The organism is Acidovorax cavernicola, assembly GCF_003581445.1.
The window spans coordinates 1-20,529 of record NZ_QXMN01000056.1; the positions used below are offsets into that span (position 1 = coordinate 1).

Genomic DNA, 20,529 nt, shown 5'->3' on the forward strand with positions numbered 1-20,529 from the left:
GGGCGGGCACTCGTGAGCATGGGATTCCTCGGCGTTCTGACTTGTGTATCTCTGCCTGCGATCAGGCGATGTCTCGATGCTAGGAAACGCAAGGCCCCGCAGTGACAACGGCCCGCATCGGTGCGTAACGTCGAGTGAATGCTCTGTGTCCGGCGTGTAACAGCGGGATGGACCTTGATGTGCGTCAAGGGCTGACGCGGCGCGGGTGGCTAGCCTGCGCGAGATCCATGCCGAACCTTGCCATGCACTCTTCCACCGCTGCGCTGTCGCCCCAGAAAGAAGCCAGCCTGCTGGGCCGTGCCCGGCTGCTCCAGCGCGCCGCCCTTGAAGGCACCGCGCCCCCGCGGCTGCTGCGCGGCAAGAACCTCGGCCTGCTCAGCAAGGCCGGCGACGACGAGGCGCTGGCGCTGCTGCGCCAAGCCGCCGAAGAGCTAGGGGCACACGTGGCGACGATGCGTTCCAGCCTCTCACCCGCCACGCCGGCGCAGGAACTTCAACACACGGCCCGCATGCTCGGACGCCTGTACGACGCCGTGGCCTGCGAGGGCATCGATGCGGCGCTGGTGCAGCAGATCGGCCAGCACGCGGGCATTCCGGTGCACGACGGCGCGGCAGCCGACAGCCACCCCACGGCCGCGCTCGCGGGCCTGCTCGGCGAACGCACGGCGCCAGCCGACAACCGGCGCTTCGTGCTGCAGGCGCTGCTGATCGAGAGCATCGGCTGAGGCGCTGTCCGATATCAAAAGCACTCACTTCGACGTCGATCCCCCATCGCCTCGTGACGTAGAGTTCTTTTGATCCATGCCGCCTCTGATGCGGCAGGACATCGAACGAAGACCGGGCATACCGGCAGTGACACCGGGGAGGTGGTTATCCATGTCAGACAGTTTCAATATCTTCCATAGCGCCACGCCATGGAAGCTCGAAGGCCTGAACGTCGCGCGACTGTCCGAGCAGGCACGGCTCATCAAGCTGCAGCTGCCCGCCTCGGCGCCGCAGAACGCTGTCGTCGTCCAGCGCTTCACCGGCACCGAAGGCATCAACGAACTCTTCGACTTCACCATCGACACCCTCGCCACGTCGAGCGAGTTCGATCCGTTCGCGCTGATCGGCGAAGAGCTGAGCCTGCGCCTGCTGCTGGCCAATGGAAGCTTTCGCACGTGGCACGGCTACCTCACGGCGGTCGATGCGTTGGGCGGCGACGGCGGCCTGGCGCGCTACCGACTACACCTGCAGCCATGGCTGGCCGCGCTCGGCCTGCGCCGCGACAGCTTCGTGTACGCCGCCAAGAACGTGCAAGACATCGTCAGCGAAGTGTTCGCCGACCACACCACCGCCAGCTTCACTTTCGAAGTTACGCAGGAAATGCCTGTGCGGCCTACCTGCGTGCAGTACCGAGAGTCGGACCTGGCCTTCGTGCTGCGCCTGCTGGCGGAAGAAGGCTTGAGCTTTCGCTTCGCGCATGAGCAATCGACAGGCGGTGAGGGTGGTTCTGCAAACAACGCCGCGCCCTCGCACCATCGCCTGGTGATCTTCGACCGCGCGGCGACGCCGCCCGACTGCGCCTTGTCGCAGATCCGCTTTCATCGTGTCGACGCCACCGAATCGACCGACGCCATCACCGCGTGGGGCAGTCGACGCCAGGTCGCCACCAATGCCGTGATGCGCAACGCCTGGGACGCCAGCGTGCTGCAAGCCCCCACCGGCGCGGTGCAAAGCGCGCGCGCCATGGGCGATGTGCCCGTACTGGAGCACTACGACGGCGCTGGCGCGCAGCGCTATGCCGACAGCGCCGCCGCCGCCCGACGTGCCGAGCAACAGCTGGTGGCGTTCGAGTCGCGCATCAAGCGCTACGGCGCGGCAGGCAGCGTGCGGCAACTCGGCGCGGGCGAGCGCTTCACGCTCACACAGCACGACCGCTACGAAGGCAACCAGTTCCTCGCACTGCGCGTGCGCCACGAAGCGGCCAACAACCTCGGCTCGCAGGCTGCGCAGGTGCTCGAGGCTGGCGAACTCGAGAAGGGCAGCTACCGCAACAGCTTCGAAGCCCAGCCGGCCGAGGCGCAGGTCGTGCCGCTGTGGCAGCCCAAGCCCACAGCGCCTGAGGCCATGGTCGCGCTCGTGGTCGGCGCAGATGACGACGAAGCCCCCACCGCCGTCCACACGCAGCGCGACCATCGCGTGCAGGTGCGTTTCCATTGGCAGGCGCAGCGCACGGCGCAGCAGCAACAAGGACCGGGGCAAGGCCAAGGCAGCCTGGTCGCCGCCGGTCGCCATGCCAGCAACCGCCAGTCCGTCTGGCTGCGCGTGGCCGCGCCGGTGGCCGGTCCGAACTGGGGCGCACACCACCTGCCGCGCGTGGGCTCCGAGGTGCTCGTGTCCTTCATCGAAGGCGACATCGACCGTCCGGTCGTGGCCCAGCAGCTGTACAACGGTCAGGACCTGCCACCGTGGTCGGCCGGCACCGATTCGTCGGCCAACCATGCGGGCGTGCTCTCAGGCTGGCACAGCCGCGCGCTCGATGGCAGCGGCTACAACCAGTGGATCGCCGACGACGCCCCCGGCCAGGTGCGCACCCGCCTGGCCAGCTCGTACGCGGCGAGCCAGTTGAATCTGGGTCACCTCAACGCCCAGTCACCCGACGAGAGCAGCCGCGGCGCCTGGCGCGGCAGCGGCGCCGAGCTGCGCTCCGACGCCTGGGTCGCCACGCGCGCCGGCGAAGGCCTGCTGATCTCCACGTTGGCCCAGGAACGCGCGGCGGGCAGCGTGCAGGACACCACCAGTGTGCGCGGCCAGCTCGCGGGCGCGCTGCGCGAGGCGCAGAAGCTGTCCGATGCGGCTGGCGGCGCCAAGGCGCTGGCGTTGAGCGCCACGGCGCTGCTGCAGCCGCTGATCGACGACATCGATCCGCAGAAGAACGGCCATTACCCGGGCAACGTCAACGGACAGGATGCGCGTGAGCCGAAGGGTGGGAACGGCGGCGATGGTGCAGGAGCGCGTGAAGGGCAAGACCCCGTGCCTGCCTTCGCGCGCCCACTCATGGTGCTCGATGCGGCCATGAGCCTGAACATGGCCACGCCTGCCAGTGCCACTGTGTTCGCAGGCGAGGCGATCCACTGGACCGCACAGGCGCAGGCCCACCTGGCGGCGGGCAAGACCGTGGGCCTGGCGGCTGGCAAATCGGTGGGCCTGTACAGCCACAAGGGCGGCATCCAGGTCATCGCGCAAGAGGGGCCGGTGAGCGTGCAGGCGCACACCAACGAACTCGAATGGCTGGCCAAGGAAGGCTTCACGGTCACCAGCAGCAACGACGAGATCCACGTGCTGGCCCAGCAGAAGGTCACGCTCAAGGGGGGGCAGACGAGCATCGAGCTGGACGGGGCGAACATCACTTTGAAGATGCCGGCGTTGCTGGATATCAAGGGGACGAGCAAGAGCTTCGTAGGACCGGGCGGAAAGGCGGTGCCCCTTGAGAGATTGCCTGATTCACGCGTGAAGTTCTTCAAGGGAGGCTTCGTGGTCAAGGACAAGAGAACCGGTAAGCCCATCGCGTTCAAGGAGTACCGCATCCAACGCGCAGACGGGACATACGAGTATGGAAAGACCGACAGAAGCGGTCTCACGCACGTAGTTCTTGGCGCCGAGAAAGAACAGTTGCAGATCGAACTCATTGGAAGCCGATGAGCATGGTCGATTCATACAAGACAGTTGGGAATCGCAGTACCACGCCCACCGCCTCTCAGCACAAGCCTGTCGAGGTGAAAGTCGCGCCGGTCATGGTCGACTACACGCTCCATTACCACTACCCCGACCTCGACAACACACCGGTACGTGGGGTGACCTATCGCGCGACGATGGTCAATGGCGAAACTCGGACCGGAACACTCGACAACAACGGAAATGCCGTTCTGAGCCGGGTCGAAGCGGGACCTGTACGCGTCGAGTACCAGTACGACCAACCAGATGCCGATGACGAGGCCATTCTCAAAGCGCGCGAGCAGATTCAAAAGGTACTGGACAGGATCGTCGCTCAGACTCGAGTCGACATGGCCGCCGAATGGAAACAGTGGGACGAAGCCGGTGAGATCAAACGTCAGTTCCTGAAACGGGGCAACGCCGCACTGGGCACGGCCGTCGGCGCTTGGAACTGGGCGTCAGGTACCGCTCATTCCATATGGCAACTGGCAGTCCTGGTCTACAAGCTTGACAACGAGAAACGCGAACTCAACTACCTGCTGGTAACCGGTCAATGGAGTGAAATCGATCGCCGCATCGCAGGTTATCGGGCCCAGGGCAAGAAGGTCCTCGACTTTGCCGGCCAGCTGAAGGAATCGTTGATCCTCATCTGGCACGATGAAAAAGTACGCCAGATCATCTTGAAGTTCCCGCCGCAATGGTGGGCAGCCATTCCACCCGACGAGCAGGAAGCCCTGGCATCCGCCGGCGGCGCCGAAATCGTCGTCGACGTGCTGGTCGGAGTTCTCCTGGCGGCATTCACCGCTGGCGTCGCCGGCGCAGCCTACGCCAGTGCCAAATGGGCAGTCACGAGCGCCCGACTTGGAGGGAAACTGGTCGAACTGCTCGACGCGTTGAAGGATGCATTTCAGGTACTTGCCAGGGCGTTGACGGCTCGCAAGCGCAAGACTGTCGAATTCAAGAGCGCGGACAGCAGGCGCGTTATCGAGACCGAATGGAAACCGCCCCCCGTCAACAACGGACCTCCGGGCTTGGAGCACGCCTTGGTCAACGGAACGAAGGTCTTTCCACATACGTACACGAGACTTTTTCATGGCTCCAACAAATCGACACTCGGCTTCCCGGAAAGCATGCCCAACAAGGAAGTTGCCGCCAGCATCTATCGGGATGGCCTTCCCGCAAGAGGCCAGAACATCGATCTTGCAGAGCATGCAAGAGGCGTTGACGATCGCGCATTTCGAGGTACTACCGAGATGCTCCAAACACCGGACGGCCAGGGCGGGGCCACGCTGTGGGCAGACGAAGGCGGCCTCGTCATCGAGTTGAGAAACGTCAAGGGCTACGATGTCAATGAATTGCTGGAAGGCAGAGTGAGAAAGCCGGACGGTACTTTCGGGGGCAACGCAATGAATGGGGAGCATGAGATCGCGGTTCCTGGCGCCATCTCCTCTGAGCAGATCGAGAGCGTTGGCGAGGTCGTGAAGAATGCACGCGGCCAGCTGATTCGGCGCGTCATCCCCCGTCCTTGAAGAAATCTGTCCGCCTGAAAGAACATATGAAAAACATCCCACACGAACGCCACGCCACCAAGGAGCGATGGACGTCCGATGAAGAGTTCAAGCGCTTGTTGAAGCTGATCTCGGAAGGGTTTCCAGCGACTGAGTGGATCGCGCTTTGCCCCGCGCTCAAACACCCCTTCGCCGAACGCGAGGTCAGTGACCTGAAAGGAATACCACTGGATTCGCGTCGAATCGGAGCCATGGATCTGTCCGACAGCTTCTTGAACGGTTCTTCGTTTGTTGCAAGCGAACTGGAAGGCACGGGGTTTCAATGGTCGCTGCTTTCTGATGCCTCCTTCGTGGGTGCCATCCTTCGACTGGTTCAAATGTCACCGGTCTTCGGTGAGCGGGTGGATTTCAGTGGCGCAGAACTGCGTCAGGTCTTTGCAGCCGAGTCCAAACTGACCGACTCCACCTTCGATCGCGCAACACTCGATGTCGTGGATTTTTCCGGAGCCGATCTTTCTCGCACGTCGTTCGTCAACGCGACCGCCAAAGGTTGCCGTTTCGATCATGGATCTTTGGAGGGGGCCGACTTTTCGAATGCCGAGCTGGTCGACTGCAACATGCGTCGCTCGACGCCCATTGCAGGGCGCTTCACGGGGACGACCCTTCGCTCTTGCGATATGAGTGGTGCGGACTTCAGGTTTGCCGACTTCACGGGCGCACAGTTGATCGGAGGGAAATTCGGCGTGATCGAGAACAACGGGAAGTTCTTTCCGACACGCTTTGACGACACGCCGCAGATGCGGCGACTTGTGGCCATCAGCCAGATCGCGGGCTCGGATGAGATCGAATGGAGTCCAACCTCTCATTCGAAGTACTTCTCAGGTCGTGCGAAGGCTGGCGACCCCTGCTCGCAAACCGGTTGGTGGCGAACCCTCGCCATGGTTGGGAGTCGGAGGTACTTCAAGGAAGGCGAGGTCATGCCCCTGATTGAAGACAGCGACTATGGTTCGACGATCTGGCAGTGGGACCTTGATCAGTCCGCGCCCAAGCTCTAGGAACGGTTCCGACTGACTCAGCCGCACCAGTCGGCGATGCGGTGACTCAGGTCCATCCACAACGCCTGCAACGCCACCGCCGCCAGCAACACACCCGCGAGCCGCGCGCCCCAGGCCTGGCGCGTGCGGTTGTCGCCCCACCCGCGCAGACGCTGCCACAACCACGGCGCGGCGAGCAGCGACGCGCTGCTGCCCAACGCGAACAGCGCCATCGTCGATGCGCCCTGCAGCGGGCCATTGCCCAGTGCGGCCAGCATCAACGCCGAATAGAGCAGGCCGCAGGGCATCGCGACCCACAGCGTGCCGGTGGCCAGCACGCCCAGCAGCGAACCGCCGATCCTCGGGCGCAGGCGTGCCTCGAGCGCACGCCCGGCGCGCTGCGCCCACAGCGGCTGCCGGCCCGCGACCGCGAGCACCACGCCCCAGGCGAGCACGAACACATGCAGCATCACCCACAGCGGGCGCCAGGCCGCGACCTGCGCGCTGGCCGCGCCCAGGCCATGCAAACTCGCGGCGGCGATCGCGCCGGCCGCTGCGTAGCTCGCCATGCGCCCGAGGTGGAAAGCAACCGGTGCGATGGCATGCGAAGCCTGCGATGGCCCACCCACCGGCACGATGCGGATCACCGCGGACGACACCGCACCGCACATCGCCACGCAATGCGGTCCGCCCGCGAGCCCCATCAGCAGTGCGGCGCCGGCGAGTGCGGGTGATTCCATCCGATCAGACGACGCGCGAGAAACGCGTACGTGTCGCGGCGCAGTAGCGATCGAACACCATCGCCACCGCGCGCACGAGGAACCAGCCGGCGTCCGTGACCTCGATGGCGCGCGCCGACAGGCGCACCAGCCCCTGCTCAGCCATCGGCGCCAGCGCGGCGCGCTCGGGAGCGAAGTAGCTCGCGAAGGCGATGCCGTGTGCTGCTTCGACGGCGTCGAAGTCCACGCGGCCCCGGCACATCAGCGCCATGATGACGTCGCGGCGCAGCACGTCGTCGTCCGACAGCGAGAGCCCGCGTACCACGGGCAGTCGGCCCTGGTCGAGCAGCGCGTAATAGTCTTCCAGCGTCTTCGCGTTCTGGCTGTAGGTGGTGCCCACGCGGCCGATGGCCGACACGCCGAGCGCGACGAGGTCGCCGTCGGGCTGCGTGCTGTAGCCCTGGAAATCGCGGTGCAGCCGGCCTTCGCGCTTGGCCACGGCCAGCGGATCGTCAGGCAGCGCGAAGTGGTCCATGCCGATGTAGACATAGCCCGCCTCGGCGAGCGCGGCAATCGCGCGTCCGAGCATGCGCACGCGCGTGGGTGCGTCGGGCAGCTCGTCGGCGGCGATGCGCCGCTGCGGCTTGAAGCGCTCGGGCAGGTGGGCGTAGGCGTACAGCGCGATGCGGTCGGGCCGCAGGTCGCGGATCTGCGCGAGCGTGCGCTCGAACGAAGCGTCGTTCTGGCGCGGCAGGCCGTAGATCAGGTCGACGTTGATCGAGCGAAAGCCCAGCGCGCGCGCCGTGTCCATCAGCGCAAAGACCTGCTCGGCCGGCTGGATGCGGTGCACGGCCTGCTGCACGGCGGGGTCGAAGTCCTGCACGCCGAAGCTCAGGCGGTTGAAGCCGAGCGCGGCCAGCGCGGCAAGGCGCTTCGCATCGACGGTGCGCGGATCGATTTCGATCGACTGCTCGCCGCCGGGCACGAAGGCGAATGCGCGGCGCAGCATCGCCACGAGTTCGCCCAGTTCCTCGTCATCGAGGAAGGTCGGTGTACCGCCGCCCAGGTGCAGCTGGCCGACGGGCGCGTCGGGGCCGACCTGCTCGACCTGCAGCGCCACTTCGCGCGCGAGGTAGTCGAGGTACTGCCGTCCGCGCTCGCGGTGCCTGGTGACGACCTTGTTGCAGGCGCAGTAGTAGCACAGCGATTCGCAGAACGGGATGTGTACGTAGAGCGACAGCGGCTCGCCGTCCGTGTCCGCGTCGCGCCGCAGGTGCAGCGCCTGCGCGTAGTCGTCGGCTCCGAAGCTGTCGACGAAGCGGTCGGCGGTCGGGTACGAGGTGTAGCGCGGGCCGGGCACGTCGAAGCGGCGCAGCAGCTCGACGGGCAGCACGGCAGGGGTTTCGGGAATTCGGGCGAGGGGCAGCGTCATCGTGCGGGTTCCTTGTCGGACGGCAATGCCAGCAGCGTGGTGCACGCGCTCGAGGCTGCCGCCATCAGCCAGAACACGAAGAAGGACACGGTGTAGATGCCCTGGCGCGACATGTGCAGCGCGTCGGCGCCGCAGTACGAATGGATCGGATCGACCAGCGCGAACACCAGCACTTCCATGCCGCAGGCCACCAGGAACGACGGCCAAAGGATGCCGGCGACCCGGCGCATGGCACTCATGCGAATACCTCCGTGCTTCGCACTGCGGTGCGAGCTTGCTTGGGGCGGCCCGGCGCGGCGCTCATGGCGTCACCCGCTTCGGCAGCGGCACGTCATCCGCAGGCGTCGCCGCATGGTTGCGCCCGGCGTGCGCGGGCATGAGCTTCTTGTCGGCCAGCCGGCGGTTGATCTCGATGCCCTCGCGGTAGTAGTCCTCCGACACCAGCACCTCGGGGGTGCGCAGCGCGAGCCACACGGTCACGGCGCTGGCGAGCATCACGGCCACCGGGCCCGCGATCACCAGCCAGACCAGCGGGTAGCGCCACCAGGGCGCACAAGACACGGGCTCGTTCATCGGCAAGGCATCGTTCATGGGGACCTTTCAGCGCGGCACCAGGAAGACCGCTTTTTCGGAAACCTGCGCCGCGCCATCCGCTTGCCGGATGTCGAAGTGCACCGTGTGCGAACCGGCCGGCGCGGCGCCGTAGGGCACCTGCAGCCGCACCGCGACCCAGCGCGCCTGCGCGGGCTCGACCTCGACGGCCTCGTCGGGCGACACGCTCAAACCCTCGATGCCGCGCGCGGCGATGCGGTAGTGCTGCGTGCGCTCGGTGGCGTTCATGATCTGCAGGCGGTAGACGTTCTCCAGCCGCCCGCCCTCGACGATGCGCGCCAGCGAGGCGCGGTCGCGCACCACGTCGACCTTCAGCGGCGTGCGCACGACCAGGCTGGCCAGCAGGCCCGCCACCAGCAGCGCGAGCAGCGCGGTGTAGACCAGCACGCGAGGACGCAGCACGCGACGCAGCAACTGGCGGCGCGACCAGCCGGCCTCCATGCCGTTCTGCGTGTCGTAGCGGATGAGGCGCGGCGCGTAGCCCATCTTGTCCATCACGCTGTCGCAGGCGTCCACGCACAGGCCGCAGCCGATGCATTCGTACTGCAGGCCCTCGCGGATGTCGATGCCGGTGGGGCACACCTGCACGCACAGGCTGCAGTCGATGCAGTCGCCCAGCGTGGCGCTGCGCGGATCGACCGTCTTGCGGCGCGGCGCACGCGGTTCGCCGCGTTGCGGGTCGTAGCTGACGATGAGCGTGTCGCGGTCGAACATCGCGCTCTGGAAGCGCGCGTAGGGGCACATGTACTTGCACACCTGCTCGCGCATGAAGCCGGCGTTGCCGTAGGTGGCAAAGCCGTAGAAGAACACCCAGAACACTTCCCACGAGCCCATCTGCGTCTGCAGGAAGGCCATGCCCAGCTCGCGGATGGGCGTGAAGTAGCCCACGAAGGTGAAGCCGGTCCACAGCGCGATGCCGATCCACACGATGTGCTTGAAGGCCTTCTTCACCAGCTTCTCGAGCGAGAACGCGCCAGCATCGAGGCGGATGCGCGCGCTGCGGTTGCCTTCGATGCGCTGCTCCACCCACAGGAACATCTCGGTGTAGACGGTCTGCGGACAGGCGTAGCCGCACCACAGGCGTCCGGCCACGGCCGTGAAGAGAAAGAGCGACAGCGCGCTGATCACCAGCAGGCCCGACAGGTAGATCAGGTCCTGCGGGTACAGCACCAGCCCGAAGATGTAGAAGCGCCGCGCGGCCAGGTCGAACAGCACCATCTGCCGCTCGCCCCACTCCACCCAGGGCATGCCGTAGAACACCAGCTGGGTGAGGAAGACCATGGCCCAGCGCCAGCGCGCGAACAGGCCCTGCACGCTGCGCGGGTAGATCTTCTTCGTCGCCTCGTACAGACCGACCTCCTTCGCAGCGGCGGGCGGTGCAGCGCTGACGATCGGGATGACGGTCTTGCGTGTCATGGCGTCCCGGTCGAGGTGGCCGAAGTGGTCGATGGGTTGGACATGCCCCACACGTACGACGCCAGCAGCTTGATCTGCGCCTCGGTCAGGCGCCCTTCCTGCGCGGGCATGGCGCTGTGCTTGCCCTCGTTGATGATCTGCACGATGGCGGCCTCGCCGTAGCCGTGCAGCCAGATGCGGTCGTTCAGGCGCGGTGCGCCCAGCGCCGGGTTGCCCACGCCGCCGATGCCGTGGCAGGCTGCGCAGGCGGCGAACTTCGACTTGCCCAGGCCCGCGCGCACCGAGTCGTGCGGCTCGCCCGACAGGCTGAGCACATAGTTGGCGACGTTCTTCACGTCGTCGGGCGAGCCGACCATCGCCGCAGCCGGCGGCATCACGCCCACGCGGCCCTTGGTGATCGACTCGACGATCTTCTCGGGTGCACCGCCGTGCAGCCAGTCGGCGTCGGTGAGGTTCGGAAAGCCCTTGCTGCCGCGCGCGTCGGAGCCGTGGCACTGCGCGCAGTTGTTCATGAACAGGCGCTCGCCGATGGCACGGGCCTGCGGGTCGCGCGCGGCCTCCTCGATCGATAGGGGCGTGTAGCGCGCATACACCGGCTCCAGCGCCTGCGTGGCCTTGGCCACGTCGGCCTGGTACTCGGCGCGCGAGCTCCAGGCCTGCGTGCCGGCGAAGCTGCCCAGGCCCGGGAACACGGCCAGGTAGCCGACGCTGAAGACGATGGTCAGGATGAACAGGCCCACCCACCACATCGGCAGCGGGTTGTTCGATTCGCGCAGGTCTTCGTCCCAGACGTGGCCGGTGGTGTTGTCGGCGTCGGAGGCCACGCGCTTGCGCGCCGTGAGCCACAAGAGCAGCACGCAGCCGAGAATGCTCAGCAGCGAGGCCACGGCCACATAGTTCGACCAGAAGTTGCTGATGAAGTCGCTCATCGTCGTGCTCCTCGTCAGTCCTGCTCGAACGGCAGGCGGGCCGCTTCCGCGAAGCGCTGCGTGTTGCGGCGCGAGCAGGCCCAGGCCACGATGCCGATGAAGACGACGAAGCAGGCGATGGTGGCGGCGATGCGCAAGGTGGTGATGTCGGTCATGGGGCGTTGCCTTTTCTTGCTTCTTTTCTTACTTGAGCGCCAGGCCCAGCGACTGCAGGTAGGCCACGGTGGCGTCCATGTCGGTCTTGCCGGCCACCTCGTCGGCGGCCCTGGCGATCTCTTCATCGGTGTAGGGCACGCCCACCGTGCGCAGCGCGCGCATGCGGGTGGCGATGCTGCCGGCGTCGACCAGGCCCTTCTCCAGCCACGGGTAGGCGGGCATGTTCGACTCGGGCACGAGGTCGCGCGGGTTGTTCAGGTGGATGCGGTGCCACTCGTCGCTGTAGCGACCGCCCACGCGGTGCAGGTCGGGGCCGGTGCGCTTGCTGCCCCACTGGAAGGGGTGGTCGTACACGAACTCGCCGGCCACCGAGTAGTGGCCGTAGCGCAGCGTCTCCGAGCGGAACGGGCGGATCATCTGCGAGTGGCAGTTGTAGCAACCCTCGCGCAGGTACACGTCGCGCCCCGCCAGCTGCAGCGGCGTGAGCGGCTTCACGCCCTGCACAGCCTCGGTGGTCGACTTCTGGAAGAACAGCGGCACGATCTCCACGAGGCCACCGATGGCCACCACCAGCAGGATCAGCACGATCATCAGCAGGTTGTTGGTCTCGACCTTCTCGTGCGTGAAGCCGGTGGCGGCGGGCGCGGAATTCTTGTTGTCAGATGCGTTCATCGTGCGTCCTCAAAGGCTTCGGGGCTTCAGGCGTGGGCGGCGGCAACGGCCGGGATCTCGGCGCGCACCGAGCGGCCGGTGATCACGGTCATCCAGACGTTCCAGGCCATCACCAGCATGCCGCCCAGGTACAGCACGCCGCCGATCACGCGCACCAGGTAGTAGGGGAAGGTGGCCTTCACGCTTTCGACGAAGGTGTAGGTCAGCGTGCCGTCGGGGTTGATCTCGCGCCACATCAGGCCCTGCATCACGCCGGCGATCCACATCGCGGCGATGTACAGCACGATGCCGATGGTGGACATCCAGAAGTGCACGTCGATGGCGCGCACGCTGAACATCGCGGTGCGGCCGTACATGCGCGGGATCAGGTAGTACAGCGACCCCATGGTGATGAAGCCCACCCAGCCCAGCGCGCCGGAGTGCACGTGGCCCACGGTCCAGTCGGTGTAGTGGCTCAGGGCGTTGACGGTCTTGATGGACATCAACGGGCCCTCGAAGGTCGACATGCCGTAGAACGACAGCGCGACGATCAGGAAGCGCAGGATCGGGTCGGTGCGCAGCTTGTGCCAGGCGCCCGAGAGCGTCATCACGCCGTTGATCATGCCGCCCCAGCTCGGCGCCAGGAGGATCAGCGAGAACACCATGCCCAGCGACTGCGTCCAGTCGGGCAGCGCGGTGTAGTGCAGGTGGTGCGGGCCGGCCCACATGTAGGTGAAGATCAGCGCCCAGAAGTGCACGATCGACAGCCGGTACGAATACACCGGGCGCCCCGCCTGCTTGGGGATGTAGTAGTACATCATCCCGAGGAAACCAGCCGTGAGGAAGAAGCCCACGGCGTTGTGGCCGTACCACCACTGCACCATCGCGTCCTGCACGCCGGCGTAGGCCGAGTAGCTCTTCATCCAGCCGGCCGGAATGGCCGCGCTGTTGACGATGTGCAGCAGCGCCACCGCGATGATGAAGGCGCCGTAGAACCAGTTGGCCACGTAGATGTGGCGCACCTTGCGCATGCCGATAGTGCCGAAGAACACGATGGCGTAGGCCACCCAGACCACCGCGATCAGGATGTCGATGGGCCATTCGAGCTCGGCGTATTCCTTGCCGCTGGTGTAGCCCAGCGGCAGGCTGATGGCGGCGGCGACGATCACCAGCTGCCAGCCCCAGAACACGAAAGAGGCCAGCGCCGGCGCGAAAAGCCGGACCTGGCAGGTGCGCTGCACCACGTGAAAGCTCGTGGCCATGAGCGCGCAGCCGCCGAAGGCGAAGATCACCGCGTTGGTGTGCAGCGGGCGCAGGCGGCCGTAGCTGAGCCAAGGAATGCCGAGGTTGAGTTCGGGCCAGGTCAGCTGCGAGGCGATGATCACGCCGACCAGCATGCCGACCACCCCCCAGACCACCGACATGAGTGCGAATTGCCGGACGACGGTGTCGTCGTAAACGGCCGCTGGAGGGTGCGTGGTCTGCTGCATCGTGGTGCCCGTGATGTGGTTGGCGGGCAGTGTCCCCGCGCAATTGCTGCCCGGGCTTGATTCAGATCAAGGCATCAGTCGTTGTTCAGAATCCGGTCGCCTTCGACCTCGATGTCCTCGAACTGGCCGCGCTCGATGGCCCACCAGAGCCCACCCAGAATCGCGAGCACGAGCACCACCGACAGCGGCACGAGCAGGAACAGCACGTCCATCAGACCACCGCCGCTTTCTTCGCGGGCGCAGCCAGTCGCGCGGCGTTGAGCACCACGAGCAGCGAGCTGCCCGCCATGCCCAGCCCTGCGAGCCACGGCGGCAGCCAGCCGACCACCGCCAACGGCACGCACAGCGCGTTGTAGGCGGCGGCCCAGAACAGGTTCTGGCGCACCACGCGCAAGGTGCGGCGCGCCTGCGCGATGGCGGCGGGAATGGCCTGCAGCGCATCGCCGAGCACCACGAAATCGGCCCGCGCGCGCGACAGCGGCACGGCCTGCCCGAAGGCGAACGAGGCATTGGCGCGCGCCAGGCTCGGGCCGTCGTTCAGGCCGTCGCCGACCATCGCCACCTCGCGCCCGGCGGCCTGTAGTTTCCACAGCACCTCGAGCTTGTCCTCGGGTGCGCAGTCGCCCTGCACCGCCGCGATGCCGGCCTGCGCGCCGATGGCGCGTGCGGCGTTCTCGCGGTCGCCCGACAGCAGGCGCACCGACAGCCCCTGCGCCTCCAGCGCGGCCACGGTCTGCGCGGCATCGGGGCGCAGTTCCTCGGCGAGCACGAAGCTGGCGATCCAGCCCTCGGCGTCGCTCAGGTGGATCTGCGCCGCGTCCACCTCCAGCGGCGGCACCGCGCAGAAAGATGCCGAGCCCAGGCGCACGAGGCGCCCGCCTTCATCGTTCTCGCCGCGACGCAGGAAGGCGGCCACGCCCTGCCCCGCCGTCTCCCGCAGATCGGAGACCCGCCAGCCCGGCGGCGCGCGGAACTGCGCCCGCCATGCATTCACGATCGCGCGCGCGGCCGGATGCAGCGACAGCGCCGCGAGCGCCGCACCGATCTCCAGCGCATCACCGGGTCGCAGGCCCTGTCGGCAGTACACGCGCTCCAGGCGCGGCGTACCGCCCGTGAGCGTGCCGGTCTTGTCGAACACCACGGTGTCGACGCTGGCGAGCGCCTCCATCGCCTGCAGGTTCGAGGTGAGCACACCGCCGCGCGCCAGGGCGCCGGCGCTCGCGAGCATCGCGGCCGGCGTGGCGAGCGAGAGCGCGCACGGGCAGGTGACGATCAGCACCGCCACCGCGACCATCAACGCCTTGCCCGGATCGACCGACCACCACAGCGCGCCCGCGCCGACCGCGCAGGCCAGCACCGCGAGGAGAAAAGGCCGTGCCACGCGGTCGGCCAGCCAGGCCAGGCGCGGCTTGTCGAGCGCGGCGTTTTCCATCAGCCGCACGATCTGCGCGAAACGCGTGTCTTCGCCCACCGAGGTGATGCGCACCTGCACGACGGCCGAGAGGTTGTGGCTGCCCGCGAGCACGCGGTCGCCGCAGGGGCGCGGCACGGGGCGCGATTCGCCGGTGAGCAGTGCCTCGTCGGCGGTGGTGTCGCCGTCGATCACCGTGCCGTCGGCCGGGAAGGCTTCGCCGGGGCGCACGCGCACCACGTCGCCCGCCGCGAGCCGGCGCACCGCCACGCGGACCCACTCACCCTCAGGTCCGAGGCGCTCGACGCTGTCGGGCAGCCGGTGCATCAGCGCTTCGAGCGCACCGGCCGTGCGGTCGCGCAGCCGCGCCTCCAGCCAGCGGCCGGTGAGCAGGAAGAAGACGAACATCGTCAGCGAATCGAAATAGACCTCGTGCCCCAGCGGCCCCGTGGGGTCGAAGGTGGCGGCCGTGCTGACCACGAAGGTGATGACCACGCCGAAGGTCACAGGCAGGTCCATACCGATGCGGCCGATGCGCAGGTCGCGCCACGCGCTGCGAAAGAACGGCCCGCACGAGAACAGCACGACCGGCAGCGTGAGCACCCACGAGGCCCAGCGCAGCAGCTGCGCCGCGTCGGCCGTCATGTCGCCGGGGCGCGCGACGTACGCCGGGTAGGCGTACATCATCACCTGCATCATGCAGAAGCCCGCGACCAGCCAGCGCCACAGCGCCATGCGCAGTTCGCGCGAGCGCGTCTCGCGCGCGGTGCGGCTGCCGGCCGGCAGCAACGGGTAGCCCGCGCGCGCGCTGGCCTCGAACCAGCGCGAAGGCCGGGTCGCGGCGGCCGACCATACGACGCGCGCACGCCGGCTGGCGGCGTTCACCTGCACCTCGGTCACGCCCGGCACGCGCGACAGCGCGGCCTCGACCGTGAAAGCGCAGCCCGCGCAGTGCATGCCCTCGACCGCCACCTGCGATTCCCAGCGGCCTGAGTCGCCACCCACGGGGCGGCCGAACGCGGCCCACTCGGCGGGATCGTCGAGCAACTGCCAGGCGTCCGCGCGAGCATCGCCCTCGGCGGACGATGGAACGGACGGAAACGCAGCGAGCGCGGCGGAAGCTTGCATCGGCGCAGGCTAAGGGCTCTGCCGATGCCGACGCTTGATCTGCATCAAGGTTCGTGACGGCGGCCGGGGCCGCGCGGTGCCCTCAGGCAGGCGTCTTCGCGGGCTCGACCTGCACCGGCGGCGTGCCGGCCTTGAACATGGTGGCCAGCTGCTTGCGCAATTCGGGCGTGTCGGTGTGGCCGTGAACGGCCACGGCGTGCTGGACCGCCGCATCGAGCAGTTCGCCTTCGGAGTCGGCGCACAGCGCGACACTGCAGTTCATCGTGCTTGGATACTCGCGGCAGTCGATGTATTGGCGTGACATGGCGCCTCCTTGATTGTCCTCACGGACGTGCTTCGAAGATCAGGTTGAAGGGCGTCTCGCTGGCGCGGCGGAAATGCGAGAAGCCGCCCTGCGAGACAACGTCGCGCAGGCGCGCCTCGCCGGCCTGCGCCCCCAGGCACAGCCCCACTTCCTGCGAGCGAGAAGCCGGCGTGCAGATGAAGCTCGAGGCCGAATAGAACACGCGCCCCACCGGGTTGATGTTGTCTTCCAGCCGGTCGTTGGCGAAGGGCTCGACGATCATCCACGTGCCTTGCGGCTTGAGGGTGCGCCGCACATGCGCCGCCGCGCCGACGGGATCGCCCATGTCGTGCAGGCAGTCGAAGACCGCGACCAGGTCATAGTCTTCGCCGGGGAAATCCTTGGCGCTCGCGACCTCGAAGCGCAGGCGCTTCTCATCGTCGACGCCGGCCTTGCGCGCCGTTTCGCGGGCGCGTTCGATCGAAGGCGCGTGGTAGTCGAAGCCGACGAAGCTGGACTCCGGATAGGCCTGCGCCATCAGCAACGTCGATGCACCGTGCCCGCAGCCCACATCCGCCACGCGCGCGCCGCGTTTCAGCAACGGCTCGATGCCCTCGAGCGCGGGAATCCACTGACTCACCAGGTTAGCCGCGTAGCCGGGCCGGAAGAAGCGCTCGGTGCCATGGAACAGGGCCACATCGTGCTCGTGCCACCCAATGCCCAGGCCCGTGCGCATGGCCTGGACCATCTTGGGAATGATCTTGAACTGCGCCACGGCGATCTGGAACGCGCCGGGCACGAAGGCCGGGCTGCCTTCCTCGGCCAGAGCGAAGGCCTGCTCCTCGGTCAGCGAGAACAGCTCGCCTTTCGGGTCGTACTCGACGTAGCCGCTGGCGGCCTGGGCCGAGAGCCATTCGCGCAGGTAGCGCGGGTCGGTCTCGGTGCGGCGGGCCAGCGCTTCCGCAGTGGAAGGGCCTTCGGCCAGCGCCTTGTACAAGCCCAGCTGATCGCCGACGACGATGGTGGCTGCATGCATCACGGCCCCGATGTCGTGGACGAAGTTACCCATGAACGCGTTAAGCCGTGTTTCGTCGATGGCCATGTGTATCCCCTTCGTCGGCAGGCGACTTGCGCGCCCCTTGCGTGCCTATACTGAATTCGCGGCAAGGGGCCTGCGCGCATCCTGCGTCTCGATGCATGCAGGCGCCATACGCAGCAATGCGTACGCACCGTGAAAGGGCACGCCATGACGCACCTGTCGCGCAACGATTGGGCGAGCGCACTTCGCCTGCTGGAGAAACTGGAGTCCGGGCATTCGCCCGTGCGGCATCGCGGCACCGACGCGCAGGGCGTGCGCACCACCCTGCGCACACCCCGCCACATTGCGAAGGCGCCGGGCCGGCGCGAATTCCGCCGCGCCGCCCGGCAGGCCGACTACTGCCGGCGCGTGGGCCTGGAGCATGCGATGGCGGTGGCCTTCCTGTACCGGCTGGCCTGCCGCGACCCGGCACCGTTGCCCGATGCACAACTGCCCGCCGGCCTCACGCCGCGCGAGGGCGACGTCATGCACTGGCTCTCGCACGGCAAGACCGACGCCGAGATCGCCGCCCTGCTGACGATCAGCCCGCGCACCGTGCACAAGCACCTGGAACATGTCTACGTGAAGCTGGGCGTCGAGACGCGCACGGCCGCCGTGATGCGCGCGCTCGCCATGGGCCGGCCTGTCTGAAGAAGAGAGGTCGGCGCCTTCCCCCCTACTCGATGCGGAACACGAACTCCTGCGTCGCCAGCACCTCCGCGTCGCCCGTGGTCTGGCACTCGTAGCGCATCACGGCCGCGCGCACAGCCGAGTGGTACACGCGCGGTCCGGACAGGAAGCGCACCTCCTGCACGTGGCCGCCCTTGATGCGCACCTCGGCCTTCACCACGCCGCCGATGCCTTCGTCCAGCGCCTTGCGCGGCATCTCGGGCTTGACCTGCCGCGGGCAGGCCACCGCGATATCGGTGGACGTCGCCTTCGGCGGGGCCGGCGGCGCGGGGGGCGCAGGCGGCGCGGCCGGCGGCTTGATCTCGCTGATGATGGTCGCGTCCATCGGTTTCTTGATCAGCTCGACCGTCTGGCGCGCGAGCCCCGACACGAGCGCATAGCCCACGCCGACGTGGAACAGCACCATCACGGCGATGCCCACGGGCCCGAAGCGCGACTGGGGGTTGAAGTCCTTGCGGGAGCGCTTCATGGGATGAACTGCTCCGCGCCCACGATCCCCAGCTTGCTCACGCCCGTGCGCTGCGCCGAGGCCATCACGCCGGCCACCACTTCGTACTTCGCGCGCCGGTCGGGCCTCAGGTGCACCTCGGGCTGCACATCCTGCGCGGCGATCTGTTCGAAGCGCCGCTCCATCTCCGTGCGGTCGGCCAGCGGCTCGCCGTTCCATTGCACGACGCTGAGCGCGTCGATGTCGATGCGCAGCACCTCGGGCTTGAGGTCGCTGGGCGGCGGGTTGCCCGTGGGCATGTTCAGGTTCACCGAATGCAGCTGGATCGGGATGGTGATGATCAGCATGATCAGCAGCACCAGCATCACGTCGATGAGCGGCGTGGTGTTGATGTCCATCAGCGGCTCGTCGGAGGGCGCGCTGGCGCGCCGCCCCTGTTTCTCTTTTCTTGGCATGGCTTGTCTCGTCTCGCTGTGTGCGCGCCTCACGCGTCTCAGTTGCGCGCCGGCGGCTCGGTGATGAAGCCCACCTTGGCGATGCCGGCCGCCTGGCAGGCGTAGATGATCCGGCCCACCGGCTCGTAGTCGGAATGCCAGTCGCCGCGGATGTGCACCTCGGGCTGCGGATTCATCGCCGCCACCTTGGTCAGGCGCGCGACCAGCGCGGGCGTATCGCGCACCGGCGTGTCGTACCAGTAGGTGCGCCCGCCCGCGTCCACCGAGATCACGACGGTCTCGGGCTTGCTCTCGCGCACTTCGTTGCGCTCCTTCGGCACCGCGACGGGCACCGAGTAATTGACCACCGGGATCGTGATGAGAAAGATGATCAGCAGCACCAGCATCACGTCGACCAGCGGCGTGGTGTTGATGGCCGCGATGGCCTGTTCCTCGTCTCCCCCGGAGGCCGGGATGTTCATCGCCATGGCGTGATCCGCTGGTTTGCGCGGGACGTCAGGCGGTGGCGCTGCCGGCCAGGATCACCGAGTGCAGCTCGCCGCTGAACTCGCGCACGTCGTCCATCACGGTGATGTTGCGGCGCAGGAGCCAGTTGTAGCCCAGCACCGCGGGCACGGCCACGGCCAGGCCGATGGCGGTCATGATGAGCGCCTCGCCCACCGGGCCGGCCACCTTGTCGATCGACGCCTGCCCGGCCACGCCGATGGCAGTGAGCGCGTGGTAGATGCCCCAGACCGTGCCGAACAGGCCCACGAACGGCGCCGTCGACCCCACGGTGGCCAGCAGCGACATGCCGTTGCCCAGCCGGCGCTGCACGCGCTCGGTGGCGCGGTGGATGCACAGGTCGACGAAGTCCGCGAAGTCGACCTTGCCGCGCAGGCCGTCGTGCTTCTGCGTGGCCTGCATGCCGGCGTCGGCGATGAAGCGGAACGGGCTGCCCTCGGCCAGCCGCGCGGTGCCGGCCTGCACGGTGCCCGCGTTCCAGAACTCGTTGTCGACCGCGCGCGCCTGGCGGCCCATGCGCATCTGCTCGAGCAGCTTGGTGACGATCACGTACCAGCTGCCCATCGACATGATGGCCAGGATCGCGAGCACGGCCTTGGCCACGGCATCGCTTTGCGACCACAGCGCGCCGACGCCGTAGGGGTTGTCGACCTTGGCCGTGGTGGTCGATGCGGCAGTGGGTGCGGCGGCAGGTGCAGCGGGCTTCTCGGGCGCCGCCACGGCGGCCGCAGCGCTGGCTGCGGCCTGCGGCGCGGGCGGGGTCTGGGCGCCCACGAGTTGCGGTGCGCTACCCAGGCTCAGGGCCAGAACGAAAGGCGCGGCCATGGCCGTCAGCCGCGCGAGGGTTGTCTTCATCATCGTTGTCTTCTCCAGAAAAATAGATTCGTTC

The 20,529-nt window shown here is 67.5% G+C and carries 22 protein-coding genes; 5 read left to right on the forward strand and 17 right to left on the reverse strand.

The features are described from left to right. The first annotated feature begins 242 nt into the window (after positions 1-242). The 4 genes from D3H34_RS28095 (at position 243) to D3H34_RS28110 (ending at position 6,259) form a co-directional block, all read left to right on the forward strand. Positions 243-725, forward strand: a complete 483-nt coding sequence (locus D3H34_RS28095; protein WP_286186352.1) for a Rossmann-fold NAD(P)-binding domain-containing protein — start codon at positions 243-245, stop codon at positions 723-725. Between the two features lie 151 nt (positions 726-876). Then, positions 877-3,684, forward strand: a complete 2,808-nt coding sequence (locus D3H34_RS28100; RefSeq protein WP_167481287.1) for a type VI secretion system Vgr family protein — start codon at positions 877-879, stop codon at positions 3,682-3,684. Next, positions 3,681-5,225 carry a hypothetical protein gene (locus tag D3H34_RS28105; RefSeq protein WP_119557845.1) on the forward strand — a complete coding sequence of 515 codons (1,545 nt, stop codon included), beginning with the start codon at positions 3,681-3,683 and terminating at the stop codon, positions 5,223-5,225. The genes D3H34_RS28100 and D3H34_RS28105 overlap by 4 nt, the downstream gene beginning before the upstream one ends. After that, positions 5,222-6,259, forward strand: a complete 1,038-nt coding sequence (locus D3H34_RS28110) for a pentapeptide repeat-containing protein (protein WP_147400502.1) — start codon at positions 5,222-5,224, stop codon at positions 6,257-6,259. The genes D3H34_RS28105 and D3H34_RS28110 overlap by 4 nt, the downstream gene beginning before the upstream one ends. 17 nt (positions 6,260-6,276) lie before the next feature. Here the strand turns inward: D3H34_RS28110 and D3H34_RS28115 are convergent, their stop codons facing one another. From D3H34_RS28115 to D3H34_RS28175, 13 genes are all read right to left on the reverse strand, one after another. Continuing rightward, the gene (locus D3H34_RS28115) at positions 6,277-6,978 is read right to left on the reverse strand and encodes a sulfite exporter TauE/SafE family protein (protein ID WP_119557847.1); all 702 of its coding nucleotides are present in this window, start codon (positions 6,976-6,978) and stop codon (positions 6,277-6,279) included. Between the two features lie 4 nt (positions 6,979-6,982). Further along, on the reverse strand, positions 6,983-8,389 hold the full coding sequence (gene hemN, locus D3H34_RS28120) for an oxygen-independent coproporphyrinogen III oxidase (protein ID WP_119557848.1): 1,407 nt from the start codon (positions 8,387-8,389) through the stop codon (positions 6,983-6,985). Beyond that, positions 8,386-8,628: a hypothetical protein gene (locus tag D3H34_RS28125; protein WP_119557849.1), complete on the reverse strand. Its 243-nt coding sequence runs from the start codon at positions 8,626-8,628 to the stop codon at positions 8,386-8,388. The genes hemN and D3H34_RS28125 overlap by 4 nt, the downstream gene beginning before the upstream one ends. Positions 8,629-8,689: 61 nt before the next feature. Then, positions 8,690-8,980 (reverse strand): FixH family protein, encoded by a 291-nt coding sequence (locus D3H34_RS28130; protein ID WP_286186354.1) that lies wholly within the window; start codon positions 8,978-8,980, stop codon positions 8,690-8,692. Between the two features lie 9 nt (positions 8,981-8,989). Continuing rightward, the gene (ccoG, locus tag D3H34_RS28135; RefSeq protein WP_119557850.1) at positions 8,990-10,417 is read right to left on the reverse strand and encodes a cytochrome c oxidase accessory protein CcoG; all 1,428 of its coding nucleotides are present in this window, start codon (positions 10,415-10,417) and stop codon (positions 8,990-8,992) included. Continuing rightward, the gene (gene ccoP, locus D3H34_RS28140; protein WP_119557851.1) at positions 10,414-11,346 is read right to left on the reverse strand and encodes a cytochrome-c oxidase, cbb3-type subunit III; all 933 of its coding nucleotides are present in this window, start codon (positions 11,344-11,346) and stop codon (positions 10,414-10,416) included. The genes ccoG and ccoP overlap by 4 nt, the downstream gene beginning before the upstream one ends. Before the next feature lie 14 nt (positions 11,347-11,360). Next, positions 11,361-11,501: a cbb3-type cytochrome oxidase subunit 3 gene (locus tag D3H34_RS28145; protein WP_062481697.1), complete on the reverse strand. Its 141-nt coding sequence runs from the start codon at positions 11,499-11,501 to the stop codon at positions 11,361-11,363. A 28-nt stretch (positions 11,502-11,529) separates the two neighbouring features. Then, positions 11,530-12,174 carry a cytochrome-c oxidase, cbb3-type subunit II gene (ccoO, locus tag D3H34_RS28150; protein ID WP_119557852.1) on the reverse strand — a complete coding sequence of 215 codons (645 nt, stop codon included), beginning with the start codon at positions 12,172-12,174 and terminating at the stop codon, positions 11,530-11,532. Between the two features lie 26 nt (positions 12,175-12,200). Further along, positions 12,201-13,643, reverse strand: coding sequence for a cytochrome-c oxidase, cbb3-type subunit I (gene ccoN, locus D3H34_RS28155; protein WP_119557853.1), 1,443 nt, complete (start codon positions 13,641-13,643; stop codon positions 12,201-12,203). 74 nt (positions 13,644-13,717) lie between these two features. Further along, entirely contained in the window at positions 13,718-13,855 is a 138-nt protein-coding gene (ccoS, locus tag D3H34_RS28160; RefSeq protein WP_062481719.1) for a cbb3-type cytochrome oxidase assembly protein CcoS, read from the reverse strand. Then, on the reverse strand, positions 13,855-16,182 hold the full coding sequence (locus tag D3H34_RS28165) for a heavy metal translocating P-type ATPase (RefSeq protein WP_119557854.1): 2,328 nt from the start codon (positions 16,180-16,182) through the stop codon (positions 13,855-13,857). Before D3H34_RS28165 ends, ccoS begins: the two co-directional genes overlap by 1 nt. An 82-nt stretch (positions 16,183-16,264) precedes the next feature. Beyond that, positions 16,265-16,486: a DUF1059 domain-containing protein gene (locus tag D3H34_RS28170; RefSeq protein WP_119557855.1), complete on the reverse strand. Its 222-nt coding sequence runs from the start codon at positions 16,484-16,486 to the stop codon at positions 16,265-16,267. A gap of 19 nt (positions 16,487-16,505) precedes the next feature. After that, the gene (locus D3H34_RS28175; protein ID WP_119557856.1) at positions 16,506-17,567 is read right to left on the reverse strand and encodes a class I SAM-dependent methyltransferase; all 1,062 of its coding nucleotides are present in this window, start codon (positions 17,565-17,567) and stop codon (positions 16,506-16,508) included. Positions 17,568-17,711: 144 nt separating this feature from the next. Between D3H34_RS28175 and D3H34_RS28180 the strand changes: the two genes are divergently transcribed. Then, the gene (locus D3H34_RS28180; protein ID WP_119557857.1) at positions 17,712-18,194 is read left to right on the forward strand and encodes a helix-turn-helix transcriptional regulator; all 483 of its coding nucleotides are present in this window, start codon (positions 17,712-17,714) and stop codon (positions 18,192-18,194) included. Between the two features lie 25 nt (positions 18,195-18,219). Here D3H34_RS28180 and D3H34_RS28185 read toward each other — a convergent pair whose 3' ends face one another. Genes D3H34_RS28185 through D3H34_RS28200 form a run of 4 tightly spaced genes read right to left on the reverse strand, consistent with a single transcriptional unit; the run spans position 18,220 to position 20,498 of the window. After that, positions 18,220-18,702, reverse strand: coding sequence for a hypothetical protein (locus D3H34_RS28185; RefSeq protein ID WP_119557858.1), 483 nt, complete (start codon positions 18,700-18,702; stop codon positions 18,220-18,222). Continuing rightward, complete coding sequence (locus tag D3H34_RS28190; protein ID WP_119557859.1) at positions 18,699-19,136, reverse strand: ExbD/TolR family protein; 438 nt, start codon at positions 19,134-19,136, stop codon at positions 18,699-18,701. Before D3H34_RS28190 ends, D3H34_RS28185 begins: the two co-directional genes overlap by 4 nt. 38 nt (positions 19,137-19,174) lie before the next feature. Continuing rightward, entirely contained in the window at positions 19,175-19,603 is a 429-nt protein-coding gene (locus tag D3H34_RS28195; RefSeq protein WP_119557860.1) for an ExbD/TolR family protein, read from the reverse strand. A 28-nt stretch (positions 19,604-19,631) separates the two neighbouring features. Next, on the reverse strand, positions 19,632-20,498 hold the full coding sequence (locus D3H34_RS28200; RefSeq protein ID WP_119557861.1) for a MotA/TolQ/ExbB proton channel family protein: 867 nt from the start codon (positions 20,496-20,498) through the stop codon (positions 19,632-19,634). Between the last annotated feature and the right edge of the window lie 31 nt (positions 20,499-20,529).